Annotated in this window: 21 protein-coding genes; 14 read left to right on the plus strand and 7 right to left on the minus strand. The window is 72.2% G+C overall.

Annotation, left to right across the window (positions count from 1 at the left end; genetic code table 11):
* Positions 1–133 precede the first annotated feature (133 nt).
* Positions 134–1,645, plus strand: coding sequence for an MFS transporter (locus tag ABD366_RS06750; protein ID WP_324772312.1), 1,512 nt, complete (start codon positions 134–136; stop codon positions 1,643–1,645).
* A gap of 40 nt (positions 1,646–1,685) precedes the next feature.
* Here ABD366_RS06750 and ABD366_RS06755 read toward each other — a convergent pair whose 3' ends face one another.
* Positions 1,686–1,850, minus strand: coding sequence for a hypothetical protein (locus ABD366_RS06755; protein ID WP_324772311.1), 165 nt, complete (start codon positions 1,848–1,850; stop codon positions 1,686–1,688).
* Positions 1,851–2,108: 258 nt separating this feature from the next.
* Between ABD366_RS06755 and ABD366_RS06760 the strand changes: the two genes are divergently transcribed.
* The 8 genes from ABD366_RS06760 (at position 2,109) to ABD366_RS06795 (ending at position 12,569) form a co-directional block, all read left to right on the plus strand.
* Positions 2,109–3,656, plus strand: coding sequence for an ATP-dependent DNA ligase (locus tag ABD366_RS06760; RefSeq protein ID WP_324772310.1), 1,548 nt, complete (start codon positions 2,109–2,111; stop codon positions 3,654–3,656).
* 141 nt (positions 3,657–3,797) lie between these two features.
* The gene (locus ABD366_RS06765; RefSeq protein WP_324772309.1) at positions 3,798–4,283 is read left to right on the plus strand and encodes a cation:proton antiporter regulatory subunit; all 486 of its coding nucleotides are present in this window, start codon (positions 3,798–3,800) and stop codon (positions 4,281–4,283) included.
* Between the two features lie 4 nt (positions 4,284–4,287).
* Positions 4,288–5,574, plus strand: coding sequence for a cation:proton antiporter (locus ABD366_RS06770; RefSeq protein WP_324772308.1), 1,287 nt, complete (start codon positions 4,288–4,290; stop codon positions 5,572–5,574).
* 144 nt (positions 5,575–5,718) lie between these two features.
* Positions 5,719–7,254 (plus strand): MFS transporter, encoded by a 1,536-nt coding sequence (locus ABD366_RS06775; protein ID WP_324772307.1) that lies wholly within the window; start codon positions 5,719–5,721, stop codon positions 7,252–7,254.
* 123 nt (positions 7,255–7,377) lie between these two features.
* On the plus strand, positions 7,378–7,905 hold the full coding sequence (locus ABD366_RS06780; protein ID WP_324772306.1) for a GAF domain-containing protein: 528 nt from the start codon (positions 7,378–7,380) through the stop codon (positions 7,903–7,905).
* A 119-nt stretch (positions 7,906–8,024) separates the two neighbouring features.
* On the plus strand, positions 8,025–8,501 hold the full coding sequence (locus tag ABD366_RS06785) for an NUDIX hydrolase (RefSeq protein WP_324772305.1): 477 nt from the start codon (positions 8,025–8,027) through the stop codon (positions 8,499–8,501).
* Positions 8,502–8,597: 96 nt separating this feature from the next.
* Positions 8,598–9,992 (plus strand): NADP-dependent succinic semialdehyde dehydrogenase, encoded by a 1,395-nt coding sequence (locus ABD366_RS06790; RefSeq protein WP_324772304.1) that lies wholly within the window; start codon positions 8,598–8,600, stop codon positions 9,990–9,992.
* Between the two features lie 126 nt (positions 9,993–10,118).
* Complete coding sequence (locus ABD366_RS06795; protein ID WP_324772303.1) at positions 10,119–12,569, plus strand: polysaccharide lyase 8 family protein; 2,451 nt, start codon at positions 10,119–10,121, stop codon at positions 12,567–12,569.
* Between the two features lie 39 nt (positions 12,570–12,608).
* Here the strand turns inward: ABD366_RS06795 and ABD366_RS06800 are convergent, their stop codons facing one another.
* The 4 genes from ABD366_RS06800 to xylA form a co-directional block, all read right to left on the minus strand.
* Entirely contained in the window at positions 12,609–13,730 is a 1,122-nt protein-coding gene (locus tag ABD366_RS06800; RefSeq protein WP_324772302.1) for a substrate-binding domain-containing protein, read from the minus strand.
* A 130-nt stretch (positions 13,731–13,860) separates the two neighbouring features.
* A complete protein-coding gene (locus tag ABD366_RS06805; RefSeq protein ID WP_324772301.1) occupies positions 13,861–14,349 on the minus strand; it encodes a GNAT family N-acetyltransferase in 489 nt (162 codons plus the stop codon).
* An 80-nt stretch (positions 14,350–14,429) separates the two neighbouring features.
* On the minus strand, positions 14,430–14,699 hold the full coding sequence (locus tag ABD366_RS06810; protein WP_344441275.1) for a hypothetical protein: 270 nt from the start codon (positions 14,697–14,699) through the stop codon (positions 14,430–14,432).
* 241 nt (positions 14,700–14,940) lie between these two features.
* Complete coding sequence (gene xylA, locus ABD366_RS06815; protein ID WP_324772299.1) at positions 14,941–16,107, minus strand: xylose isomerase; 1,167 nt, start codon at positions 16,105–16,107, stop codon at positions 14,941–14,943.
* 169 nt (positions 16,108–16,276) lie between these two features.
* Here xylA and xylB point away from each other — a divergent pair, with 169 nt between their 5' ends.
* From xylB to exaC, 5 genes are all read left to right on the plus strand, one after another.
* Complete coding sequence (gene xylB / locus ABD366_RS06820) at positions 16,277–17,713, plus strand: xylulokinase (RefSeq protein ID WP_324772298.1); 1,437 nt, start codon at positions 16,277–16,279, stop codon at positions 17,711–17,713.
* Positions 17,714–17,920: 207 nt separating this feature from the next.
* Positions 17,921–19,114: an ROK family transcriptional regulator gene (locus ABD366_RS06825; RefSeq protein ID WP_324772297.1), complete on the plus strand. Its 1,194-nt coding sequence runs from the start codon at positions 17,921–17,923 to the stop codon at positions 19,112–19,114.
* 397 nt (positions 19,115–19,511) lie between these two features.
* Positions 19,512–20,120, plus strand: coding sequence for an N-acetylmuramoyl-L-alanine amidase (locus ABD366_RS06830; RefSeq protein ID WP_324772296.1), 609 nt, complete (start codon positions 19,512–19,514; stop codon positions 20,118–20,120).
* A gap of 145 nt (positions 20,121–20,265) precedes the next feature.
* A complete protein-coding gene (locus tag ABD366_RS06835; RefSeq protein ID WP_324772295.1) occupies positions 20,266–21,537 on the plus strand; it encodes a GAF domain-containing protein in 1,272 nt (423 codons plus the stop codon).
* 76 nt (positions 21,538–21,613) lie between these two features.
* Complete coding sequence (gene exaC / locus ABD366_RS06840; RefSeq protein ID WP_324772294.1) at positions 21,614–23,137, plus strand: acetaldehyde dehydrogenase ExaC; 1,524 nt, start codon at positions 21,614–21,616, stop codon at positions 23,135–23,137.
* A 659-nt stretch (positions 23,138–23,796) separates the two neighbouring features.
* Here the strand turns inward: exaC and ABD366_RS06845 are convergent.
* Together ABD366_RS06845 and ABD366_RS06850 are read right to left on the minus strand one after the other, a co-directional pair.
* Positions 23,797–24,927, minus strand: coding sequence for a fatty acid desaturase family protein (locus ABD366_RS06845; protein WP_324772293.1), 1,131 nt, complete (start codon positions 24,925–24,927; stop codon positions 23,797–23,799).
* A gap of 7 nt (positions 24,928–24,934) precedes the next feature.
* A complete protein-coding gene (locus ABD366_RS06850; RefSeq protein WP_324772329.1) occupies positions 24,935–25,945 on the minus strand; it encodes a ferredoxin reductase in 1,011 nt (336 codons plus the stop codon).
* Positions 25,946–25,971 lie beyond the last annotated feature (26 nt).

The raw sequence follows: 25,971 nt of genomic DNA on the forward strand, positions 1-25,971 counted from the left end.
CCCGCGCGCCCGCGCCGAGCGGATCAGGGACTTCCTCCCGGGCCGCCCGGCCCGACCGCCTTCACCCGGCTCCGGGAACGCGAAATGGGCGGCCGACCACCCACGGCCGGCCGACGTTCTTAGAATGTGCCCGATGGCTGCGACGGAGCACCCCCGACCTGATGCCGCCCCGGACGTCCGGCTCTCGTCGGCGCGCGGGCGGTGGATCCTGGCGTGCGTGGTGCTGGCGTCCGGGATGGCGATGCTGGACGGCACGGTCGTCAACGTGGCGCTGCCGACCATGGGACGTGACCTCGGGGCCTCGCTGTCCGCGCTGCAGTGGGTCGTCAACGCCTACATGCTGACGCTGTCCGCGCTGCTGCTGTGGGGCGGGGCGATGGGCGACCGGATCGGGCGGCGGCGCACGCTGGTGCTGGGTGTCGCGTGGTTCGCGCTCGCGTCGGCGCTGTGCGGGTTCGCCCCGGGCGAGGGAACGCTGATCGCCGCACGGGCCTTGCAGGGAGTCGGTGCGGCGCTGCTGACACCGGGGTCACTGGCGCTGGTGCGGTCCGTGTTCCACCCCGACGACCAGGCACGGGCCGTGGGCGCGTGGTCCGGTCTCACCGGGGTGGCGGGGGCGCTCGGACCGTTCCTCGGCGGCTGGCTGATCGACGGGCCCGGGTGGCGGTGGATCTTCCTCATCAACGTGCCGATCGCCGCGATCGTCCTCGCGATCGCCCTGCGGTACGTGCCCGAGAGCCGGGACGCCACGGCGGCCGACGCCCCGTTCGACCAGGTCGGCGCCGTGCTCGCCGCGCTGTGCCTGGGCGGGGTGAGCTACGCGCTGATCGGCGCGTCCGGCGGCGCTTCCGCAGTCTCGACCGGGTTGCCCGCGCTCGTCGGCGTCGTAGCCGGTATCGCCTTCGTCCTGGTGGAGCGGCGCCGGGCCGCGCCGATGCTGCCGCCGTCGTTGTTCGCCTCGCGGCTGTTCAGCGCGACGAACGCCATGACGTTGTGCCTGTACGCGGGGATCGGCGGGATCCTGTTCCTGCTGCCGGTGCAGTTGCAGATCGCGTTGGGCTACGACGCGTTGCAGGCGGGGACGGCGACGCTGCCGGTGACCGCTCTGATGCTGCTGCTGTCCGCCCGGGCCGCCGATCTGGCCCGCCGGGTCGGGCCGACGCCGCCGCTCGTCGTCGGCCCGGCCGTCGCCGCGGGCGGGGCGCTGCTGATGCTGCGGATCGGCCCGGACTCCTCGTACGTCGCCGATGTGCTGCCCGCGGTCGCCGTGCTGGGTCTGGGGATGAGCATGTTCGTGGCCCCGCTGACGGCGACCGTCCTGGCGTCGGTGGACGCGGAGCACGCCGGGCTCGCGAGCGGGGTGAACAACACGGCGGCACGGGTCGCGCAGCTGCTGGTCGTCGCCGGGCTGCCGCTCGCGGTGGGTCTGTCGGGCGCGGCCTACACCCGGCCCGCGGCCGTGAACGCCTCGTTCCACCGGGCGGCGTACGGGTGCGCCCTGCTGTTCCTGCTGGCGGCCGCGGCGGCGGCGCTGTTCGTGCGGCCACGCCAGGTCCGCCCCCGCCTCGACGAGGCCCCGCGGCCGCAGTGCCGCTCCCATCTCGGGGTCACCGCACCCGCGCTGGAGCCCGGCGACGGCCACTGAGCGGGGCGCGGCGCTCTCTCCCGTAGGACGGCGTCCGGCGTCAGGACCTGCGGCCGACCCGTTGGCGCAGGCGCGAGCCGAACCACGCGAAGTCGACGATGAGGACGACCACGCCGACGATGAACAGCCAGAACAGGCCCTTGGCGACGACCCCGACGATGCCCAGGGCCACCGCGATGAGGAAGAGGAGAACGAAGGGAGCCATGCCGCACCTCCAGGGCCGCGCGCCGATGCGCGAGCGGTGACCTCAGCTTGCGCCCGGCCACTGACCGCCGCCACATATTTCGGGCCACAACCGGCTCACGCTCGCTCCGGGCGGCCGAGCGGCTGTGCACGAGCCGGATCGCGAGCGGGTCGGCGCAGGCGGGCCTGCCACCACTGGCTCGGCCCGCTCTCCACCTGCCACGTCGGCCGGCCCCGGGCACCCCTCGCGCCGCGCGGGCACTCGTTGCACGATGGCTGCATGCTCTTTGCCCGGCTCGCTCAGGTGTCCCAGGAGGTCGCCGCCGCCTCGGCGCGGTCCCGGAAGATCGAACTGCTCGCGGAGCTGTTCCGGGACGCGGAGCCGGACGATGTGCCGCTCGTCATCCCGTATCTGGCGGGACGCCTGCCGCAGGGGCGGCTCGGGATCGGCTGGCGGGTGCTGAGCGAGCGCGTGGAGCCGTCCGCCGAGCCGCGGCTGGGTGTGCGGGACGTGGACGCGGCGCTGACCGCGCTCGGCGATGTGGTCGGCGCCGGTTCGCAGGCCGAACGGCGGCGCCTGGTGGGCGAGTTGATGGCGGCCGCGACGCAGGACGAGCAGCGGTTCCTGATCGGGCTCGTGACCGGCGAGGTACGCCAGGGCGCCCTGGACGCGGTCGCCCTCGAAGGGCTCGCGCGGGCCACCGACGCTCCCCCGGGGGACGTCCGGCGTGCCGTGATGCTGGCGGGCGGGCTGCAACCGGTGGCGCAGGCGCTGCTCGCCGGGGGGCCTGCCGCGCTCGCGGAGTTCCGGCTCACCGTGCGCCACCCCGTACAGCCGATGCTGGCGCACTCGGCGGGGTCGGTCGGCGAGGGCCTCGACAAGCTGGGTGCGTGCGCCGTGGAGGAGAAGCTCGACGGCATTCGCGTCCAGGTGCACCGGGACGGGGACGAGGTCCGCGTCTTCACCCGCACGCTCGACGACATCACCGACCGGCTGCCGGAGGTGACGGCGGCGGCGCGGGAGCTGACGAGCGAGCGGTTCATCCTGGACGGCGAGGTCGTCTCGCTGGACGACACGGGACGGCCGCGCGCGTTCCAGGAGGTGGCGGGGCGCGTCGGGTCTCGGGTGGACGTGGCGCGGGCCGCCGAGGCGGTGCCCGTCTCCGCGGTCTTCTTCGACGTGCTGTACGTCGACGGGGTCGATCTGCTGGATCTGCCGTTCGCCCGGCGGCACGAGCGGCTGGCGCTGCTCGTGCCGGAGCCGATGCGGGTGCGGCGGATCGTCGTGGAGGACGCCGCGGAGCCGGAGCAGCGGGCCGCGGCGCAGGAATTCTTCGACGCGACGGTGGGGCGCGGGCACGAGGGCGTCGTCCTCAAGGGCCTCGAAGCCCCGTACAGCGCGGGGCGCCGTGGCGCGTCCTGGCTGAAGGTGAAGCCGGTGCACACGCTCGACCTGGTGGTGCTCGGTGCCGAATGGGGGCATGGGCGGCGGACCGGGAAGCTGTCGAACCTGCACCTGGGGGCGCGGCGCGGCGACGGGTCGTTCGCGATGCTCGGCAAGACGTTCAAGGGGCTCACCGACGCACTGCTCGTGTGGCAGACGGAGCGGCTGCGGGAGCTGGCCCTCGGCGACGACGGCCACGTCGTCACGGTGCGGCCGGAGCTGGTCGTGGAGATCGCGTACGACGGTCTGCAGAGGTCGACGCGGTATCCGGCGGGCGTCACGCTGCGCTTCGCGCGGGTCATCCGTTACCGGGAGGACAAGACGCCCGAGCAGGCGGACACGGTGGAGACGGTGCTGGCGGCGCACCCTGCCCTCGACGGCTGACCCGCCCCTGGGCTCCGCGACGGCCGACTTTTTCTTTGCCAAAACATGAACCGTATAAGGTGACAGGTGCACTGAAAGATGCATGAGCCACCTAATCGCGCCGGGACCGTTGCCCGGACATGCACGGACAAGGGGAGAGACGTGCCCGCTTCACGCCTGAGCAGGACACCATTGCCGGGGATCGGATTCCGCTACGACCTCACCACACGAGAACAACGCCAGCTGTCGGTCGTCGCCCACCGGGACGGGGGCCGCACGCTCAGCGCGTACCAGGCCGACGACCCGGACGCCTGCGCCCTGTCGCTGAAGCTGTCCTCGGGCGAGGCGGCGTACCTCATCGACGCGTTGATGCCCTCGCACCACAGCCCGAACCTGCTGCACACCACCGATCTGGGTCTGGTCGCCGAGCGCATCGAGATCCCCGGGGTGTCGCACTGGAACGGCCGGCTGCTCGGGGAGACGCACATGCGGACCGAGACCGGTGCGTCGATCGTCGCCGTGCTGCGCCGCGCGGAGGCGATCCCCTCGCCGACGCCGGACTTCCGCCTCGCCGGCGGGGACACGGTCATCGTGATCGGCACCCGCGAGGGCGTCGAGGCGGCGGCCACGATCCTGGGGCGGGAGTGATCGGATGCATTCCGCTGTTTTTCTCATCGAATTCGGGGCGATCATCCTGGCGCTCGGCCTGCTGGGCCGGCTCGCCGGGCGGCTGAGCTTCTCACCGATCCCGCTCTATCTCCTCGCGGGCCTCGCGTTCGGCGAGGGCGGCCTGCTCCCCCTCGGCGCGAGCGAGGAGTTCGTCGCCATCGGCGCCGAGATAGGCGTGATCCTGCTGCTGCTGATGCTCGGCCTGGAGTACACGGCGAGCGACCTCGTCAGCAATCTCAAGACGCAGTACCCGGCGGGGCTCGTCGACATGACGTTCAACGCGCTGCCGGGCGCGGCCGCCGCGCTGCTGATGGGCTGGGGCCCGGTGGCCGCCGTCGTGCTCGCCGGTGTCACCTGGATCTCGTCGTCGGGCGTGATCGCCAAGGTGCTCGGGGACCTCGGACGGCTCGGCAACCGCGAGACACCGGTCATCCTGAGCATCCTGGTCCTGGAGGACCTGGCGATGGCGGTGTACCTGCCCATCATCACGGCGCTCCTCGCCGGCGTCGGCTGGGCCGCGGGCGGTCTCACGCTGGCGATCGCGCTGGGCGCCGCGGGGCTGGTCCTGTTCGTGGCGGTGCGCTACGGCCGGCACATCTCCCGGTTCGTGTCGAGCGACGACCCGGAGAAGCTGCTCCTGGTCGTCCTCGGTCTGACGATCCTCGTCGCGGGGCTCGCGCAGCAGCTCCAGGTGTCCGCCGCCGTCGGCGCGTTCCTCGTCGGCATCGCGCTGTCGGGCGAGGTCGCCGAGGGCACGCACACGCTGCTGTCGCCGCTGCGGGACCTGTTCGCCGCGGTGTTCTTCGTCTTCTTCGGGCTGCACACCGACCCGGCGAGCATTCCGCCGGTGCTGCTGCCCGCGCTGCTGCTCGCCGTGGTCACGGCCTGCACGAAGATCTTCACCGGCTACTGGGCGGCGCGCCGGGCCGGGGTGTCGCTGAAGGGCCGCTGGCGGGCCGGCGGCGCCCTGGTCGCGCGCGGCGAGTTCTCCATCGTGATCGCGGGGCTCGCGGTGACGTCCGGTATCGAGCCGCGGCTCGGCCCGCTGGCCACCGCGTACGTGCTGATCCTGGTGATCGTGGGTCCGCTCACCGCCCGTTACACCCAGCCGCTGGCCCAGCGGCTGCTCGCCCTGCGCACGCCCGACGCCGCTCCGGCCAGGGCCACGGTGCCGGGGCCGCGTACGGCGAAGGAGCCTACGGCGAAGGACTCCGTGGCGGAGAGCTCCGCGTCCGGGAACTCCGCTCCGGTGGACGAGCAGATCGGCTGAGCTCGGGCGACCGGGCACGCGGGACCACGGCGGCCGGGCAGGGGAACGGTGACGTTCCCTCCCCGGTCGCCGTCCGTGTGCCGGGCGCTTAGCGTGGTGGAGGAGCTTGATCAGGGGGGTGTACCTGGGCGTCTGGAGGCCACCATGGATCGCTCGTCCGACTCCGCCGCGGCACCGTCCGGACCCGGCATGCGGGCCACACCACCCGAGGCCGGCGGTTCGGCGGCCCACACGGGCGGCGGGAAGCACGAGCACCGATGGCTGATCCTCGCCGTCATCGGCATCGCTCAGCTGATGGTCGTGCTCGACGCGACGATCGTGAACATCGCGCTGCCGTCCGCGCAGCAGGACCTCGGCTTCGACGACGGCAACCGGCAGTGGATCGTGACCGCGTACGCGCTCGCCTTCGGCAGCCTGCTGCTGCTCGGCGGGCGCATCGCCGACCTGGTGGGCCGCAAGGCCGTGTTCATCGCCGGTCTGATCGGCTTCGCCGCGGCCTCGGCCCTCGGCGGCGCGGCGACGAGCTTCGGGATGCTGGTCTTCGCGCGGGCGCTGCAAGGCGTGTTCGGCGCGCTGCTCGCGCCGGCCGCGCTGTCGCTGCTGACGACGACGTTCACGGACCCGCGCGAGCGCGCGAAGGCGTTCGGAATCTACGGCGCCATCGCGGGTGCGGGCGGCGCGGTCGGCCTGCTGCTCGGCGGTGTGCTGACCGAGTATCTCGACTGGCGCTGGTGCCTGTACGTGAACCTGCTGTTCGCGGTCGTCGCGATCGTCGGCGGGATGCGGCTGCTGCACGGCGGCAGGCCCACGGACCGGCCGAAGCTGGACGTGCCTGGCACGGTGCTGGTCTCGGTCGGCCTGTTCTGCATCGTCTACGGGTTCTCGAACGCCGAGTCGCACGACTGGGGCTCCTTTTTGACCTGGGGCTTCCTCGTCATCGGCGTCCTGCTGCTCATCGCGTTCGCCTGGTGGGAGATGCGGGCGCCGCATCCGCTGCTGCCGCTGCGCGTGGTCCTGGACCGGGACCGCGGGGCGTCGTACCTCGCGATGTTCCTCTCCGGCGCGGGCATGTTCGGTGTGTTCCTGTTCCTGACGTACTACCTGCAGCAGATCCTCGCGTACTCGCCGGTGATCACCGGCGTGGCGTTCCTGCCGATGGTGGCCTGCATGGTGTTCTCCTCCGTCGTCACGACGAACTACCTGGTGCCCAGGCTGGGGCCGAAACCGATCGTGCCCCTCGGCATGGCGCTCTCGGCCGGTGGCATGGCCTGGCTCACCGCGCTCGATCTGCACAGCAGTTACGCGGCGCACGTGCTGCCGCCGCTGCTCGTCGCCGGTCTCGGACTCGGCCTGATCTTCGCCACCGCGATGAACCTGGCCACGGCGGGTGTCGAGGCGCATGACGCGGGCGTCGCCTCCGCGATGGTCAACACCAGCCAGCAGGTGGGCGGTTCGATCGGCACGGCGCTGCTCAACTCGCTCGCGACAGGCGCCGCGACGAGCTACCTCGCCGGCAAGCAGCCCTCGCCGCTGGTCCAGGCGCAGGCCTCGATGGAGAGCTACTCGACCGCGTTCTGGTGGTCGGCGCTGTTCTTCGCGGTCGGTTTCGTGGTGACGCTGGTGCTGTACCGGCCCGGAGTACCGAAGTCCGCGGCGACCGGGGACGCCGTACACATGTGAGACGGTTCGGGACGCCCATCCATCGGGCATACCCCTTCTGCAAAGTCCGCCCGCCCGGCCGTGTGCCGGGCGGGCGACGGTAGCTGTGCGGGGCGGACAGGTCAGGAGCAAGGGGGATCAGCCATGCGCGGCATGCCGTACGAGGCGTATCAGGTGGACAGCGAGCGGCTCGCGACAGCATTCGTCGAAGTGGCGGACGCCGCCGTACGCGGCTCCGCCCAGGCCCTGGCCGCTCTCGTCGGATGCTGTATCTCGCTGCTCGGGGTGCCCACGGCGTCGGCCGTGCTCAAACCGCCGACGGGACGGGTGGACATGGCCGCGTCCGACAACCGCGGCCTGCGGCTCGAGCAGGCCTCGCTGTCCTGGGGCGAGGGCCCCGGTGCGGACTGCCGGGCCTCGGCGCAGCCCATCCGTGGTGTGCCGCTGGCCCACCCCTACGCGCGGGCCAACTGGCCGTCGTACACGGCGATGGCGCGCTCGCTGGGCTTCGCGTGTGTGGTGGCGGTGCCGTTGCGTACGGCGGACCGTACGGTCGGCTCGCTGAGCCTGCTGTCGGAGCGGGCCGGTCCGCCGGGAGCGCTGCAACTGCGCCTCGGCCAGCATCTGGCGGACGCCACGGCCCTCGGCGTCCTGCCCCGCGACCTCCCCTGACCCCGGGCCCGGGCGCTCCGCGGCCGGGTGGCGGTGGGACTGCCCCTTACTGCCCCCTGCGGAGGACCAGAATCGCCGTGTGCTCGCGGTCATCCGGTATCCGCGCCGAGACTGACTCCATGGCTGACGGGACGAAGCGAACGAAACGCAGCGCGGGTCTGCTCCTCTACCGCCGTACCCCCGGCGGGCCCGAGGTGCTGCTCGGGCACATGGGCGGCCCGTTCTGGGCGCGCAAGGACGCGGGGGCGTGGAGCGTCCCGAAGGGCGAGTACGAACCGGACGAGGCGCCCTGGGACGCGGCGCGGCGCGAGTTCCAGGAGGAGCTGGGGGTGCCCGCGCCGGACGGGACGCCGCTGCCGCTCGGCGAGACGGTGCAGTCGAACGGGAAGCACGTCACCGTGTGGGCGATGGAGGCCGGCTTCGATCCGGCGGACATGGTGCCGGGCACCTTCACGATGGAGTGGCCGCGCGGTTCGGGCCGCATCGCCGAGTTCCCCGAGCTGGACCGGGTGGCGTGGTTCGGCCTGGACGCGGCGCGGGCGGCCGTGGTCAAGGCCCAGACGGTGTTCCTGGACCGGCTCGCCGGGCAGGTCTGACGGCGGCGTGTCCGGGTACGCGGAGGGACCCCCCGCGTTGCGCGGCCCCGCGCCGCGCGGGAAGGTCGAAGGAACCGCGCTCAGGAGGTCGCCCCCATGCCCATCGCGACGGTCAACCCCGCGAACGGCGAGACACTCAAGACGTACGACGCCCTCTCTTCGGAGGACATCGAGCAGAAGCTGGCCCTGGCGGCCCGGACATTCGACTCGTACCGCACGACGTCGTTCTTCGACCGGGCGAGGATGCTCCAGCAGGCTGCCGACCTGCTGGACGCGGACACCCCGGACATCGCGCGCGTCATGACGACGGAGATGGGCAAGCCGCTCGCGGCGGCCCGCGCCGAGGCGGCGAAATGCGCGAAGGCGATGCGCTGGTACGCGCAGAACGCGCAGCATCTGCTGGCCGACGAGCACCCCGCGGAGGCGGACGTGAAGGACTCCGGCGCGGCCCGCGCGCATGTGCGGTACCGGCCGCTGGGCGTGGTGCTCGCGGTGATGCCGTGGAACTTCCCGCTGTGGCAGGTCGTCCGGTTCGCGGCGCCCGCCCTGATGGCCGGGAACGTGGGGCTGCTCAAGCACGCGTCGAACGTCCCGCAGACCGCGCTCTACCTGGAGGACCTGTTCCGCCGGGCCGGATTCCCCGAGGGCTGCTTCCAGACGCTCCTGGTCGGCTCCGGTGAGATCGAGTCCATCCTGCGCGACGAGCGCGTGGCCGCCGCGACCCTCACGGGCAGTGAGCCCGCGGGCCGCTCCGTCGCCTCGATCGCCGGTGACGAGGTGAAGAAGACGGTATTGGAGCTGGGCGGCAGCGACCCGTACGTGGTCATGCCGTCGGCGGACGTCGCCAAGGCCGCGAAGACGGCGGTAACGGCCCGGGTGCAGAACAACGGCCAGTCGTGTATCGCGGCGAAGCGGTTCATCGTGCACGAGGACGTCTTCACCGAGTTCCGGGACGCCTTCGTCGAGGGCATGCGCGCGCTGCGCGTGGGCGATCCGCTCGAGGAGTCGACGGATGTCGGTCCGCTCGCCAGCGAGCAGGGCAGGAAGGATCTGGAGGAGCTGGTCGACGAGGCCGTCGAGTCCGGAGCGACCGTGCTGTGCGGCGGGCAGCGGCCGAAGGACTTCGCGGACCGCGGCTGGTTCTACGAGCCGACGGTGCTGACCGACATCACGCCCGAGATGCGGATCCATCGCGAGGAGACGTTCGGCCCCGTCGCCACGCTGTACCGGGTCGCGGACCTGAACGAGGCGATCGCGGTCGCGAACGACACGCCCTTCGGGCTGAGTTCGAACCTGTGGACCGGCGACGAGGACGAGATCGAGCGGTTCGCCCGCGACAGCGGGGCGGGCGGCGTCTTCGTGAACGGGATGACGGCCTCGCATCCGGCGCTGCCCTTCGGCGGCGCGAAGCGCTCCGGGTACGGGCGCGAGCTGGCGGGCCATGGGATCAAGGAGTTCTGCAACATCACCACGGTGTGGGTCGCCGCCTGAACGGCACAGCACCCTCCCCCCAAAGCGATCGAAACGCTCAACTTGGGCGATCCTCTTGAGCGTTTGAAACTCCGGATGCTAGAAACCGCTTACCCCCAGCGGACACTCCAGCATCCGGAGCTTTTCATGACGTCGCAAGAGCCTTCTTCGTCCTGGTCGCGTCGCGGCTTCCTCGCCTCGACCGCGGCGGCCGGCGCCGCGCTCGCCGTCGGACTTCCCCGGGCGGCCACGGCGACGGAGGCCGACGACGAATTCGCCGCCCTGCGCGCGAAGTGGCGGGCCCTGTACCTCGGTGAGGGATTCAGCCCGACCGCCGAACCGTTCAAGTCGAAGCTCGCCACGCTCGGCACCCAGGCCAAGGCCTGGCGCGACGCGATGGCACCGGCGGACGGCTCGCTCTGGCCGGACGCGGTCTTCGGCGACCCGGACCCCGACACGGACACGGAGTCGTACGGCTACTCGGAGAAGATCCAGACCAGCTACGAGCGGGTGCGCGCGATGGCGGAGGCCTTCTGCCAGCCCGGCACCGGCCTGACGGGCGACGCGGCGCTCAAGACGGCGATCCTCACCGCCGTCGACCATCTGAGCGCTCAGGTCTACAACAAGTCGCGGGCGCAGTACGGGAATTGGTACAACTTCCAGATCGGCGCCCCGCAGCGGCTGCTCGACATCGCGGTCCTCATGTACGAGCACCTGGGCGCCGACCGGCTGACCACGACGGTCGAGGCGATCGACCATTTCGTCCCGGACTCGCTGGTCGCGAAGTACACGGGCACCAGCACCGGCGCCAACCGCATCGACCTGTGCCGTGTCCTCGCGCTGCGCGGCATCCTCGACGGCACGGCGGCCAAGGTCGCGCTGGCCCGGGACGCCGTCTCGCCGGTCTTCCCGTACGTCACCTCGGGCGACGGCCTGTACGCGGACGGCTCGCTGATCCAGCACACGTACGTGCCCTACACGGGTTCCTACGGCGCCGTCCTCATCGACGGCCTCAGCAAGCTGTTCGCCCTGCTCGGCGGCTCCACGTGGGCGATCACCGACAGTAAGCGGCAGATCTTCCTGGACTCGGTGGAGGACGCGTACGCGCCGTTCCTGCACGACGGGCTGATGATCGACAACGTGTCCGGGCGTGCGATCAGCCGTGGTCTGGTCGCCACCGATCCGCTGAAGATCCAGCAGGACGACCACGCGCGCGGGCACGCGATCATCGCGTCGGTCCTGCTGCTCGGGCAGGGCGCGAGCGCCGGGGAGAACGCGCGCTGGCAGGCGCTCGCCAAGGGCTGGTACACCCGCGACCGCTACAGCGACGTGACGGCGGGCCGCACGCTCGGGGTCGCCGCGCTGTCCCGGGTGACGTCCCTGCTCGACGACTCCGGCGTGAAACCGGCCGCCGAACCGACCGGCCACCACGTGTTCCCGGCGATGGCACGGGCCACGCACCGCACCAAGCGGTTCACGGCCTCGGTGTCGATGTCGTCGAAGGCGATCACCTTCTACGAGAACGGCAACGGCGAGAACGTCCGCGGCTGGCACACCGGTTCGGGGATGCTCTCCTGGTGGGCCGAGGGCGACAGCGCCGGCGGCGGCCAGTACAGCGACGGCTACTGGCCGACCGCGGACCCCTACCGGCTGCCCGGCACGACGGTCTCGCGCAAGCCGCTCGCGGACGCCGAGGGCGGCGCGTGGGGTGCGGCGCGGCCCGACACGACATGGGTGGGCGGCGCGACGGACGGCACGTATGCGGCGCTCGCCCAGGACGTGCGGGGCCTGTCGTCGACGCTGCGGGCGAAGAAGTCGTGGTTCTTCCTCGACGACGCGGTGGTGTGCCTCGGCGCGGGCATCACGAGCACCGACGGCGCGGGCGTGGAGAGCGTCTTCGACAGCCGCAATCTCGGCGCCTCGGGCACGGCACGCCTGACGGTCGACGGCCGCCCGCAGCCGACGCGGCACCCCTGGAACGCAGGCTTCCGCACCGCCCGTTGGGCCCACGTGGCAGGACACGGCGGCTATGTCTTCCCCGGCGGTACGTCACTGACGGCGCTGCGCGAGGAGCGTACGGGCACCTGGAAGAGCATCAACGGCGGCGGCTCGGCCGACCCGGTGACGCGCCGCTACGTGACCCTGCTCGCGGACCACGGCACCGACCCCGCGGACGCGTCGTACGCCTGCATCCTGATGCCGGGAGCAAGCGACCTGCGCACGGCAGCGCGGGCGTTGGACCGGAAATGGCTCGACGTCGACGCCAACTCCGGAGCGCAGCAGGGCGTTCGGGTCCCGTCACTCGGCTTCACCGGGGTGACGTTCTGGGAGCCGGGGACGGTCGGCCGGGTGACGGTGGACGCGCCCCTGATCGTGCAGATTCGGGAGAAGCGCGACGGCACGGCGACGGTGTCGGTGAGCGACCCGAACCGTGCGGTGAAGGCGGCCACGCTGACCTGGCGGCGCCCGGTCAGGGCGGTGACATCGAAGCCGGGCCCGGTGACCGGAGCCGAACCGGGCCGGGAGCTGCGGCTCACGTTCGGCGACCTGAGCACGACCGGCGGCGTGACACAGAAGGTGACGGTCCGCCTCGGCTGACGCCTGGGGTGACTGGCCGGCTCGAACCGACGGGCGGCGTCACGCAGAGGGCGACCCTCCGGCCCGGTCGGGCGGCGGTGTGCCGCAGGAGGCTCGGAGGCGCAACTCCGGGAGGATGTCGATGTGTTGTCCCGGCTCGCGGGCGCCCGATGGTTCGGCGAGCCGGGACAGCAGCAGTTCGGCGGCGCGCCGGCCCACGGTCCGCTTGGCCGGGGCGACCGCCGTCAGGGGCAGATCGGCGAGCGCGGCGACCTCGTCGTCGTACGTGATCACGGAGAGGTCCTCCGGTACGCGCACGCCCTGTGCCCGCAGCCGGGGTACCAGGACGATCGCGTCGGCGTCACTGTGCAGGATCGCGGCGCTCACGCCGTGCTCCTCGACCGCTTCCCGCAGGAAGGCGAAGGTCCGCTCGAACCGCTCGGCCTCGGTGGCGGCGGGCTCCCGCGCCGGGGACGGGCCGGGGGCCCGACGCAGTCCGAGCGCCTCCACGGCCGCCTCGAAACCCTGCCGCAACTGGGCGCTGGTGGGCGACTCCTGGGCCGCCAGGGCGAGGGTGCGGTGGCCGAGCGAGGCCAGGTGCCGCACGGCCTCCGCGGCGCCGTGGGCGTGATCGGAGCGGACCCGGTCGAGGGCGGCGGCCGGGTGGCCGTGCGGTGCCGAGCGCTCGACGAGGACCGTCGGCACGGGCCGCTCGATGATCCGCAGCCCCTCCCCCGGCCCCGGCACGCCCCGCTCCCAACTGGGCGTCAGGAGCAGCCCGTCGGCCCCCGCCGCGAGCAGCCGGTCGGCCTGGACGGAGTCCTCGCCCGGCAAATACCGGGACAGCGCGACGACGAGGCGGGCGCCGCGCTCTTCCACGGCCTCCCGGGCGCCGCGCACGACCTCCGCGTAGTAGTACTCGGTGGTCGGCACCACCATGCCGACGACAGCGCCCTCGATCGACTTCCTTGCGGGCTGCGGGAGTTCGGCCGTCTCGCCGGGCCACACCACGGCGCCGTGCAGCCGCTGGAGCCGGCCCTGCGCGGCGAGCGTCTCGACGTCGCGGCGCAGCGTGACCGGGGAGACGTCGAGTTCGCGGGCGAGGTCGGCGACACGCAGCGTGCCGCGTTCCCGCAGCAGTTCCAGGACGCGCGCGTGGCGCCGGTCTACGTGCAGCCGCATGAGTCCGGCCCCTCCCCGTTGTCCCCTGCCCCGGCGCGCCGGCCGTCGCCGGCGGCCGCATCATCGTATCGATCGCATGCGCTCAGAACGATCTGCGGGAGAGGGCGGAACGCGGCTTACGGGACCCGGCTTACGGGACCAGGCTTACGGCCCGGCTTACGGAACCCGGCTTACGGATCATGAACACATCGACCGGGTCCTGCGACTCCAGGACGAAGCCGTGCCGCTCGTAGAGGCGCCGGGCGGGGCTGCCCGTGAGCACGTTGAGGCGGACGGCCCGGGCGTCGGCGTCGGCCCGGTCCAGGAGGGCGGCAAGGACCGCCGATCCGAGGCCGCGGCCTTGCAGCGCGGGCGCGAGATAGAAGTGCTCCAGCAGCAGGCCGTCCCCGTCGGGGCGCAGCGTCACGCAGCCGGCAAGCACTCCGTCGGCCTCGACGACGCGGGTGAACCCCGGGACGAAGGAGTCCCGGAAACGCTGCCGTACGCGCCGCGGGTCGTACCGTCCGAGCCGCTCGAGATCCGGGCGCATCACGACGGCCCGCAGTTCGACGAGGGCCTCGATGTCATCCGGCCCGGCCGGGCGTAGCGACCAAGCAGGATGCTTCGTACTGGTGTTCACCGCCGCAGTATGGCAGCGCGTCCCTCGCCCCGAGAGGTCCGCTCCGAGAGGTCCGCTCCGAGAGGTCCGTTCCAGGCGGTTCAGGGCAGCAGGGATTCCACATCGCTGGGCAGGAGGCCGCTGGGGAGTTCGCTGGGCAGGTCGGTCGGGATCTTCGTCGGGATCTTCGACGGCAGTTCGCTCGGTAGTTCACTGGGCAGCTCGCTCGGCAGCTCGCTGGGGACGCTCAACGACGGTGCGGGCGTGCCCGACCGGGTGCTCTCGCCCGGCGAGGGTTTGTCGTCGCCGTCCGAGGAGCGCGTCGCCACGAGTACGACGGCGCCGACGATCACCACGAGGGCGACCAGCACGGCGAGCAGAAGGTACGGGCGTCGCCGAGGGCCGTGTGGTTCCCCGGGTGGCGGGGCGCCGAACGGCCCGCCGGACGGCGGGCCGAACCCGCCGTCCGAGGGCGGCTGATCACTGGGCGGCGGGGGTGGCTGCTGCGGTGGAGGCGGGGGCACGGACATGCCCCCAGGGTCCCCGCAGGGAGGCCGGCGCGCGACCCCCCTGAGAGCCCGTCTTCGAACCCCCGCCCGCGCCCCGGCGGGATCAGCCGCGTGCGGCCAGCAGGTGGTCCATCGCCAGCTGGTCCAGGCACTCGAAGGCCATGCCGCGCTCGGCGGCGGCGTCCACGTCGAACTCCTCGAACGCGCCCTTGTCCGCGAGGAGCCCGGCGACCCCGTCGGCCGCGGTCGGCTGCGCCAGCTCGTCCAGGCGGGACGCGCGCAGCGCCTCCTGGACCTCGGGGTCGGCGCGGAAGGCGGCCGCGCGGTCCTTCAGGATCAGGTAGTTGCGCATGCAGCCCGCGGCCGACGCCCAGACACCGTCGAAGTCCTCGGTCCGCGGCGGCTTGAAGTCGAAGTGCCGCGGGCCCTCGTACCCGGCGGTCTCCAGCAGGTCGACGAGCCAGAACGCGGAGCGCAGGTCGCCGGCGCCGAAGCGCAGGTCCTGGTCGTACTTGATGCCGGACTGGCCGTTGAGGTCGATGTGGAAGAGCTTGCCCGCCCACAGCGCCTGGGCGATGCCGTGCGGGAAGTTCAGGCCCGCCATCTGCTCGTGGCCGACCTCCGGGTTGACGCCGTACATCTCCGGGCGCTCCAGGCGCTCGATGAACGCGAGGGCGTGGCCGACGGTGGGCAGGAGGATGTCGCCGCGGGGCTCGTTCGGCTTGGGCTCGATGGCGAACTTGAGGTCGTAGCCCTGCTCGATCACGTACTCGCCGAGAAGGTCGAAGGCCTCCTTCATCCGGTCGAGGGCGTGGCGCACGTCCTTGGCGCCACCGGACTCGGCGCCCTCACGGCCACCCCAGGCGACGTACGTCTCGGCGCCCAGCTCGGCGGCGAGGTCCACGTTGCGCATGGTCTTGCGGATCGCGTAGCGGCGCACGTCGCGGTCGTTGGCGGTGAAGCCGCCGTCCTTGAAGACGGGGTGCGTGAACAGGTTGGTCGTGGCCATCGGCACGACCATGCCCGCGGCGTCGAGCGCCTGCCGGAAGCGCTTGATGTGGCCCTCGCGCTCGGAGTCGGAGGAGCCGAAGGGGATCAGGTCGTCGTCGTGGAACGTGACGCCGTGCGCGCCGAGCTCCGACAGCCGCTTGACCGACTCGACCGGGTCGAGCGCGGGCCGGGTGGCGTCGCCGAACGGGTCACGGCCCTGCCAGCCGACGGTCCACAGGCCGAAGGTGAACTTGTCGTCCGGGGTGGGCTGGTACGTCATCTTGCGGCTCCCTCGCCGTACGCGGACATGGCAATGTCGTGCCGCCCGCCTATTTCGTCATGGCACTTTACAAATTAGTATGCGAGCACGCCGCTGGGAAGAGCCGACCCCCATCGGACCCTTCTCGATCACGTCCCGGTCACGGGACCGCCGAAATCAGGAGAGCCGCATGTCAGTCGCCGATGGGCCCTATGTCGTCGGGGTGGACAGTTCCACGCAGTCCACGAAAGCCCTGGTCGTCGATGTCGCCACGGGCGCGGTCGTGGCCAGTGGGCAGGCGCCGCACACGGTGACCTCGGGCGCGGGCCGCGAGAGCGACCCCGAGGAGTGGTACACCGCGCTGCGCTCGGCGCTCGCCCAGTGCGGTGACGCGGCGCGCCGGGCCGCGGCCGTGTCGGTCGGCGGGCAGCAGCACGGGCTCGTCACGCTCGACGCGCAGGGGCGGCCGGTGCGTCCCGCGCTGCTCTGGAACGACGTGCGCTCCGCGCCGCAGGCCCGGCGCCTCATCGACGAGCTGGGCGGGGCGAAGGTGTGGGCGGACCGGTTCGGCAGCGTGCCCGGCGCCTCGTTCACCGTGTCGAAGTGGGCGTGGCTGGCCGAGCACGAGCCGGAGGCCGCCCGTGCGACCGCCGCGGTGCGCCTGCCCCACGACTACCTGACCGGACGGATGACCGGCGCGGGCACCACGGACCGGGGCGACGCGTCCGGCACCGGCTGGTGGGCGTCGGCGACCGAGGCGTACGACGAGGACATCCTCGGCCGGGTCGGGCTCGATCCGGCGCTGCTGCCGCGGGTGGTCGGGCCCGGCGAGGTCGCGGGCACGGTCCAAGACACCGAGGGCGGCCTCCCCTTCTCGCCGGGCACCCTGGTCGCGGCCGGCACCGGGGACAACGCCGCCGCCGCGCTCGGCCTCGGCCTGCTGCCGGGCACGCCCGTGCTGAGCCTGGGCACGTCGGGCACGGTGTACGCGGTGTCGCGGCGCCGGCCCACGGACGCGAGCGGCATCGTCGCCGGGTTCGCCGCCGCCCACGGGGACTGGCTGCCGCTGGCCTGCACCCTGAACTGCACCCTCGCCGTGGACCGGATCGCCACCCTGCTCGGCCTGGACCGCGAGGCCGTCGAGAGCGGTGGTACGGCGACGATCCTGCCCTACCTGGACGGCGAGCGGACACCCGATCTCCCCAACGCATCGGGCCTGTTGTCCGGTCTGCGGCACGACACGACCGGCGGGCAGCTGCTGCAAGCGGCGTACGACGGAGCGGTGCACGCGCTGCTCGGCGCCCTCGACCGCGTCCTGGACGACGAGGCCGACCGGTCCGCCCCCCTGCTGCTGATCGGCGGCGGCGCGCGCGGCACGGCCTGGCAGCAGACGGTACGCCGCCTCTCCGGGCGGGCCGTCCAGGTCCCCGAGGCCCGCGAGCTCGTGGCCCTCGGCGCCGCCGCACAGGCCGCGGGCCTGCTCACCGGTGAGGACCCGGCAGCTGTTGCCCGCCGCTGGAACACGGCGCAGGGCCCCGTCCTCGACCCGGTGGAGCGGGACGAGGCGACGCTGGAACGGATCTCGGGGGTGCTGACGGGGGCGGGGCCGCTGTTGGACGGGGTGTGAGGAGCGTGCCTCGGGGCGGGGCGGGGCGCGACGCGGCCGTCGCCGGAGTCACCCTGACCCCGGCCCGCCCGGTCACCAGGTGCGCGGCCGGGCCGTCCGTCGCCGGAGTCACCCTGACCCCGGACGACCCGGTCACCAGGTGCGCGGCCGGGCCGTCCTCGCCCACCTGCTCGTGTCGTCCCGCCCACGTCCTGGGAGCATGACCGCATGACCGCACCATTGCACCGGCCCCGGCCGGGGACGCCCGACACCCAGCAGGGCATGCGCCGCCGCAACCTGTCCCGCGTGATGCACGCGGTCGCCGCCGAGGGCCCGTTGTCCCGGGCGTCGGTGGCAGGGCACATCGGGCTGACCCGGGCCGCCGTCTCCACGCTGGTCGACGAGCTGATCCGGGCCGGTCTCCTGGAGGAGCTGGGTCCGCAGCGGCCCGGCGGTGTGGGCCGGCCCGGCTCCGCCCTCGGCGTCAGCGGCCGGGGCCCCGCCGGGCTCGGTGCCGAGGTGGGCGTCGACCACCTCGCCGTGTGCGCGGTGGATCTGCGCGGCGAGGTCCGGACCCGCGCCGAGCTGCGGGTCGGCAACCGGGGGCGTGCGCCCGGCCCCGTACTGAGTGATCTCGCGGCGCTGGTGCGGCAGGTGGCCGAGGAGGCCGCGGCCGAGGGGCTGCGGCCGGCGGGGCTCGCCGTCGCGGTGCCGGGTCTGGTGGCGCGCGGCACCCGCACCGTCGTCCGCGCCCCCAACCTGGACTGGCACGACACGGACGTGTCCGCGCTGCTGCCCAGCGAGGTGCCGCTGCGCGTCGACAACGAGGCGAACTTCGGCGCCCTCGCCGAACTGTGGCTCGCCGCCGACTCCCCCGCGGACTTCCTGCACGTGTCGGCGGAGATCGGCATCGGCGCCGCGCTCGTCGTCGACGGTCAACTCCTGCGCGGCACAAGGGGCTTCGCGGGCGAGCTCGGACATGTGCCGGTGCGCCCCGAGGGCCCGGCCTGCCCGTGCGGCGGGCGCGGCTGCCTCGAGCAGTACGCGGGTGAGGAGGCGGTACTGCGCGCTGCGGGCGTCGCGCCGGGCGCGGACCGGGTGACGCTGCTCGCCGAGCGGGCCGCGGCGGGCGACGCGGACACCCGCCGTGCGCTGCGCGGCGCCGGCACGGCGCTGGGGATCGCGCTGACCGGCGCGGTGAATCTGCTCGACCCGCGCGCGGTGGTGCTGGGCGGCGCGCTCTCCCACCTCGCACCGTGGCTGTTGCCGTCCCTGGAAAGGGAGTTGACGCGCCGCACGGCGACTCCGACGGACGGGGTCGCCGTCTCCCGGTTCGGCTCGGACGGCCCGCTGCTCGGTGCGGCGCATTCGGTGGTGCGGGCGGTGCTCGACGATCCGATGGGAGTGGCGCAAGCGGCGTGACGCGCCACCCGACAGCGGCCTGTCAACAGGAGCCGCCGCCCGTGGCCCGGCCCCTCCGACCGCCACTGGCTCGGATCCCACCGTCACTGGCTCGGATCCCACCGACTCCGGCTCGGATCCCACCGACTCCGGCTCGGATCCCACCGACTCGGGCTCGGATCCGTCCATCACTGGTTCGGACCTCTGACGTGCGGTTGTTCACAGTCGTCGGGTTATCCACAGCCGCGTTGCGCCCTCTTCCGCCTCAACCCGCGGGGCCCGTACCGTAATTCGGGCGAGCCGCCGGACGGCCGCACCCCGAGCGCCGAGCCTCCGTCGGCGCTCTCCGGTTCCCCCCACCGTCCGATGCCACGCGTCATGTCATGGGTCATGGCGTACGTTCGAGAGGCAGGATCGTATGGACCGAGCAGGACACCTTCCCGGCCGGCCGAGCCGCCGCCGTCTCCTCCAGGCGGGGGCCATGGCGGCGGTGCCCGGCGCACTGCTGCCCGCAGGCCGGGCGGGCGCCCAGGCACAGGCCGTCGACTATCCCCCGGCCGAGTCCGTCCCCGCGAGCAGCTCCAACTACACGGCGTCCGGCCGCCCTTCGTCGTATGCCGTCGACTACGTGATCATCCACGTCACGCAGGAGACGTACGCGGACGCCGTCAAGATCTTCCAGAACCCGGCCAAGAAGGTCTCCACCCACTACCTCGTGCGCTCGTCCGACGGGCACATCGCGCAGTGCGTGCGCGAGAAGAACGTCGCCTGGCACGCGGGCAACTGGGACTACAACACGCGCAGCATCGGCATCGAGCACGAGGGCTGGGTCGACGAGCCCGAGTACTTCACCGACGCGATGTACGAGAAGTCGGCCGCCCTGACCGCCTCGGTCTGCGCGCGGTACGGCATCCCGATGGACCGCGCGCACATTCTCGGCCACGTCGAGGTACCGGGGACCGACCACAGCGATCCGGGCCCGTACTGGGACTGGTCGCGCTACATCAGGATGGTCAACTTCGCCTGACCTCGGCCCGCTGCCGGCGAAGCCCCGACCGCACCACCTCACCCGAACGGCATGTGCCACCTCGGGTGATCCGTGCCCGGCTCCTTGTCGACCCGCCCCCGCGGGGTGACGATGTTCCCACCGCATCGCCGCCTTGGAGGCCGAGTTGACCGATCCCTGGGTCGCCCTGGAGCCGGGTGCCGATCCCACCGAGCGCGTCCGGGTGCTGCGCCGCGCCCATGACCGGTTCACCGCGGCGGGCACCGTCGCCCTTCCGGTGCGCCCGGTCGTCGCCGACTCCTGGCGCAGATCGGCGGGCGCGCACGTCAGTCCGGAGGCATCGGCGGCGGTGGAGCTGACCGACGGCGACCTCGGGGCGTACCGCGCGGAGCATCCCCTCGCCCGGGTGATGCCGCTGTTCCGCGAGCTGATGGGCACGTTCGCGACGGACGGGGAGCATCTCCTCGCGGTGTGCGACGCGCAGGGCAGACTGCTGTGGGTCGAAGGACATCCGGCCACCCGTAAGCGGGCGGTCGGCATGAACTTCGTGCCGGGCGCCCGCTGGTCGGAGTCGGCGATGGGCACGAACGCGCCGGGCACGGCGGTCGCCGTCGACCGGGCGGTGCAGGTCTTCGCCGCCGAGCACTTCATCCGTCAGGTGCAGCCGTGGACGTGCGCGGCGGCCCCGGTGCACGACCCGCGCTCGGGTCAGCTGCTCGGCGCGGTCGACATCACCGGCGGCGACGGGCTCGCGCATCCGCACAGCCTCGCGTTCGTACAGGCGGTGGCGCGCGCCGCCGAGTCCCAGCTCGCGCTGCTCACGCCCCACCCCGCGACCGGGCCCGGCCTGCGGCTGTGCGCGCTCGGCCGCGACGAGGCGCTGCTGCTCACCGGCGCCGGCCGCAAGATCCGTCTCAGCCGCCGCCACAGCGAACTGCTCGTCCTCCTCTCCCGCCACCCCGAGGGCCTGACCGGCGACGAGCTGCTGTGCTGCCTGTACGAGGACGAGTCGGTCACGCCGGTGACGTTGCGGGCCGAACTGGCGCGCCTGCGCCGCGTACTGGGCCCTGACGTCCTGACCTCGCGCCCCTATCGCCTCGCGGTCCCGGTCGACTCGGACCTGACGACGGTCGAGCGGCGCCTGGCCTCGGGCGCGGTGACGGCGGCGGCGTCCGCGTACACGGGTCCGCTGCTGCCCTCCTCCCAGGCCCCGGCGGTGGCCCGGGTCCGTCGCAGACTCGCCGACGGGCTGCGCGCCGCGCTCATCGCGGGCGGAGATCCGGACCTGCTCGCGGACTGGGCGCACTCCCCTTGGGGCGAGGACGACCTCGACGTGTGGCGGGCGCTGGCGGCGGTGCGGCCGACCCCGCCGGTCCTGGCCCGGCTCGCCGCGCTCGACTTCGAGCAGCGCGCCCCGGCCGACCCGTACGCAACGTAGCTGCAACGTCCTCCTCCCTAGCCTCCGGTGCGACGGCTGCCCAACGGCGGGCGGCCCGCACAGGAGGCCAGCCACGATGACCCGTTACACCGCGCCCGGCACCCAGGGCTCCGTCGTCTCCTACCAGGCCCGCTACGACCACTTCATCGGCGGCGAGTACGTGCCGCCCGCCCGCGGCCAGTACTTCGAGAACCCGAGCCCGGTCAACGGACAGCCGTTCACCGAGATCGCGCGCGGCACCGCCGAGGACGTCGAGCGCGCCCTCGACGCCGCGCACGGCGCCGCGCCCGCCTGGGGCCGCACCTCCGCCGGCGCCCGCGCCGATGTCCTGCTGAAGATCGCCGAGCGGATGGAGCAGAATCTCGAACAGCTCGCCGTCGCCGAGAGCTGGGAGAACGGCAAGCCGGTCCGCGAGACCCTCGCCGCCGACATCCCGCTCGCCATCGACCACTTCCGCTACTTCGCGGGCGCCCTGCGTGCCCAGGAGGGCAGCCTCTCCGAACTCGACGACGACACGGTCGCGTACCACTTCCACGAGCCGCTCGGCGTCGTCGCGCAGATCATTCCGTGGAACTTCCCGATCCTGATGGCCACGTGGAAGCTGGCCCCGGCGCTCGCCGCGGGCAACGCGGTCGTCCTCAAACCGGCCGAGCAGACACCGGCCTCGATCCACTTCTGGCTGAGCCTCGTCGCGGACCTGATTCCGCCGGGCGTCCTCAACATCGTCAACGGCTTCGGCGTAGAGGCGGGCAAGCCGCTGGCCTCCAGCGCGCGCGTCGCAAAGGTCGCCTTCACCGGCGAGACGACCACCGGGCGGCTGATCATGCAGTACGCCTCCGAGAACATCAAGCCGGTCACCCTCGAACTCGGCGGCAAGTCCCCGAACCTCTTCTTCGACGACGTCTGGGCCAAGGACGACGACTTCCGCGACAAGGCCCTCGAGGGATTCACGATGTTCGCCCTCAACCAGGGCGAGGTCTGCACCTGCCCGTCCCGGGCGCTCATCCAGCAGGGCCACTACAGCGAGTTCCTCGAAGCGGCGGTCGCGCGCACCGAGGCCATCACGCCGGGCCACCCGCTCGACACCGACACGATGATCGGCGCCCAGGCCTCCAACGACCAGCTCCAGAAGATCCTCTCCTACCTCGACATCGGCCAGCAGGAGGGCGCGAAGGTCCTCGCGGGCGGCCAACGCATTGAGTACGACGGTGAGTTGGCGGGCGGCTACTACGTCCAGCCCACCATCTTCGAGGGCTCCAATCGCATGCGGATCTTCCAGGAGGAGATCTTCGGCCCGGTCGTCTCGGTCGCCTCGTTCACCGACTTCGACGACGCCATCAAGATCGCCAACGACACCCTGTACGGCCTCGGCGCCGGCGTATGGACCCGCGACATGAACACGGCCTACCGCGCGGGCCGCGCGATCCAGGCGGGCCGCGTCTGGACGAACTGCTACCACGCGTACCCGGCACACGCGGCGTTCGGCGGCTACAAGCAGTCGGGAATCGGCCGGGAGAACCACAAGATGATGCTGGAGCACTACCAGCAGACGAAGAACCTTTTGGTTTCATACAGCCCCAAGAAACTTGGGTTCTTCTAGAGCCTCAAGTCGGTTGCCTGGAGGCTTCGGTGGACTACAGGCAACCGACGCTCCAGGGCCCGTTGGTGTTTCGGAGGGTGCATCGTCCCTCAGCACAGGTACTCATTGATCTGTTCGGAGCCCCACAGCGCCGGTGCTCGGCCGACTGGGCGCCGGCCCACACCGGCGACGGATCGTTGTGGCCCTTGCCGTGGTCGGCAGCCTGCTCACAGTGGTGCCGTCGTCGTTCACCTGGCTGCTGGCCGGACGGGTGGCCCAGGGCACCGGGCTGAGACCGACGGCCCTGATGCTGGGTGTCGCACGCGACCACCTGCCCGCCGAGCGACCGCCGAAGCCGGCCTCGACGAGCACCAGCGCGCGGACAAGCCCGGGGTGCGCGGCGGCGGTGAGCATGGCCGCGTGGCCTCCCGGCGACTACCGGGCCAGATGGGGTGCCCGGCCCGCCCCGGTCGCGGCAGACAAGTCGGACGCCGTCTCGCACCACCACGCGCTCAGTCCATGCCACGTCGCCCCCAGAAGATCGGCTGGCCTTGATCCTGCCGCAGCCGCTCCGGGGCGTTCAACGAGTACTCGCATTCGAGGCGGGCGCCCGCCGCATTGTCCGCTCGATCAGTCCGGCGGTGCCGCTACGGCCGAGAGACCCGAACCAATACCGGGAATCAGACCGCGACGAGCTCCTGCTCGCGATCCGGCGTCTTGACCTCGACCTCGGCCTTGGGCTTCTTGTTCGGCAGCGAGAGCCGGAAGACCTTGTGCCACGCGGAGAACACCTGCTTGGGCAGCGGCCCGGTGACGTACTCCAGCTCGTACTTCTCGAACAGCGCGCGCACCTTCACCGCGACCTCGGCATACCGGTTGCTCGGCAGGTCCGGGAACAGGTGGTGCTCAATCTGGTGCGACAGGTTGCCGGTCATGAAGTGCATGGCCTTGCTGCCGCTGATGTTCGCCGAGCCCATCATCTGGCGCAGGTACCACTGGCCCCGCGTCTCGCCCTTGATCGACCGGCGCTCGAAGACCTGTACGCCCTCCGGGAAGTGCCCGCACATGATCACCGAGTGGGACCAGATGTTGCGGACCAGGTTCGCGGTGAACGTGGCGCCGAGCGTGGGGAGGAACGACGGGCCCGACAGGAGCGGGTGGATCACGTAGTCCTTGAGCACCTGCTTGCGGATCTTGCGGCCCACGGCCTTGGCCCGCGCGCGGAACTCCGGGCTCTTGCGGCGGCTCTTGTGCAGGTTCTTGCCGAGCTCCAGGTCGTACGCCGCGATGCCGTACTCGAAGAAGCAGGCGTTGATGAAGTTCCACAGGGGCTGGCCGAGGTGGAACGGGTACCACTTCTGGTCCTCGTCGACGCGCATGATGCCGTAGCCGAGGTCGTTGTCCTTGCCGATCACGTTGGTGTACGTGTGGTGCAGCTCGTTGTGCGAGTGCTTCCACTGATCGGCCGGCGAAACGTGATCCCACTCCCAGGTGGTGGAGTGGATCTTCGGGTCCCGCATCCAGTCCCACTGGCCGTGCAGGATGTTGTGGCCGATCTCCATGTTGTCCATGATCTTCGCCACGGACAGGCCGGCGGTGCCGAGCAGCCAGGCGGGCGGGAAGATCGAGAACAGCAGCACGCCCCGGCTGACCAGCTCGAGCTTGCGCTGCGCCGAGATGACCTTACGGATGTAGGCGGCGTCCTTCTCGCCGCGGCCGGCGATCACCTCGTCGCGGATCGCGTCCAGCTCGCGGCCGAGCTCCTCGATCTGTTCCGCGGTCAGGTGGGCGGTGGGGTCGATGGCGGTCAAGGTGCTCCTACCGTTCGATGTCGCACGGGCCCGCCGCGGCGGACACGCAGGTCTGGATGAGGACGCCCGGCTCGGCCTCGGTGATCTCGCCGGTGCGCAGGTCACGGACGGCGCCCGCCTTGAGCGGCGTGACGCAGCCGAAGCAGATGCCCATGCGGCACCCGGAGGGCATGAGCACACCGGCCTCCTCGCCGATGTCCAGCAACGGTGTGGCGCCGTCCGCGTCGACGGTCTTGCCGGTGACGCTGAACGTGACCTCGCCGCCGTCGCCGGCCACGACGATGCCGGGGCGGAAGCGTTCGGTGTGCAGGCGCTCTTGTACGCCGTGCTCGCTCCAGTGATCTTCGGCTGCGTCGAGCAGGCCGGCGGGCCCGCAGGCCCAGGTCTCGCGCTCGGCCCAGTCGGGCACGAGTTCGTCGAGACGGGCGATGTCGAGCATGCCGTCCGTGTCGGTGTGCACCTCGGTGAGCCGCAGCTTCTTGTCCGCGACCAGGTCGTGCAGTTCGTTGCGGAAGATCACGTCTTGCGCCCGTGGCGCGCAGTGGATCATGACGGCGTCGTCGAACTCGGTGTCGCGCAGCATGCCCATCACGGGTGTGATGCCGCTGCCGGCCGTCAGGTAGAGCACCTTGGCGGGCTTGGCCTGCGGCAGCACGAAGTCACCGGTCGGCTGGTCGAGCTGGATCAGCGTGCCCGGTTTCGCCCTGCGGACCAGGTGGTTGCTGACCTTGCCGTCCGGGATCGCCTTCACGGTGATCGTGACGCGGCCGTCCTGGCGATGCGTCGGCGAGGTGAGGGAGTAGGCACGCCACAGGCGCACCCCGTCGATGTCGATCCCGATCCGCACGTACTGACCGGCCGTGTGGCCGCGCCAGCCCCGTCCCGGTCTGATCACGATGGTCGCGGCGTCATTCGTCTCGGGGTGTACGGCCTCGATCCGCCCCCGCAGGTCAGCGCCCGCACGCAGCGGGCTGACCAGGTCGAGGTAGTCCGACGGCAACAGCGGCGTCGTGACCATCTCCAGCAGTTTCCACGCCCTGCTGC

The organism is Streptomyces kunmingensis (assembly GCF_039533535.1).
In the GTDB taxonomy this organism is placed as follows: Bacteria; Actinomycetota; Actinomycetes; order Streptomycetales; family Streptomycetaceae; genus Streptomyces; species Streptomyces kunmingensis.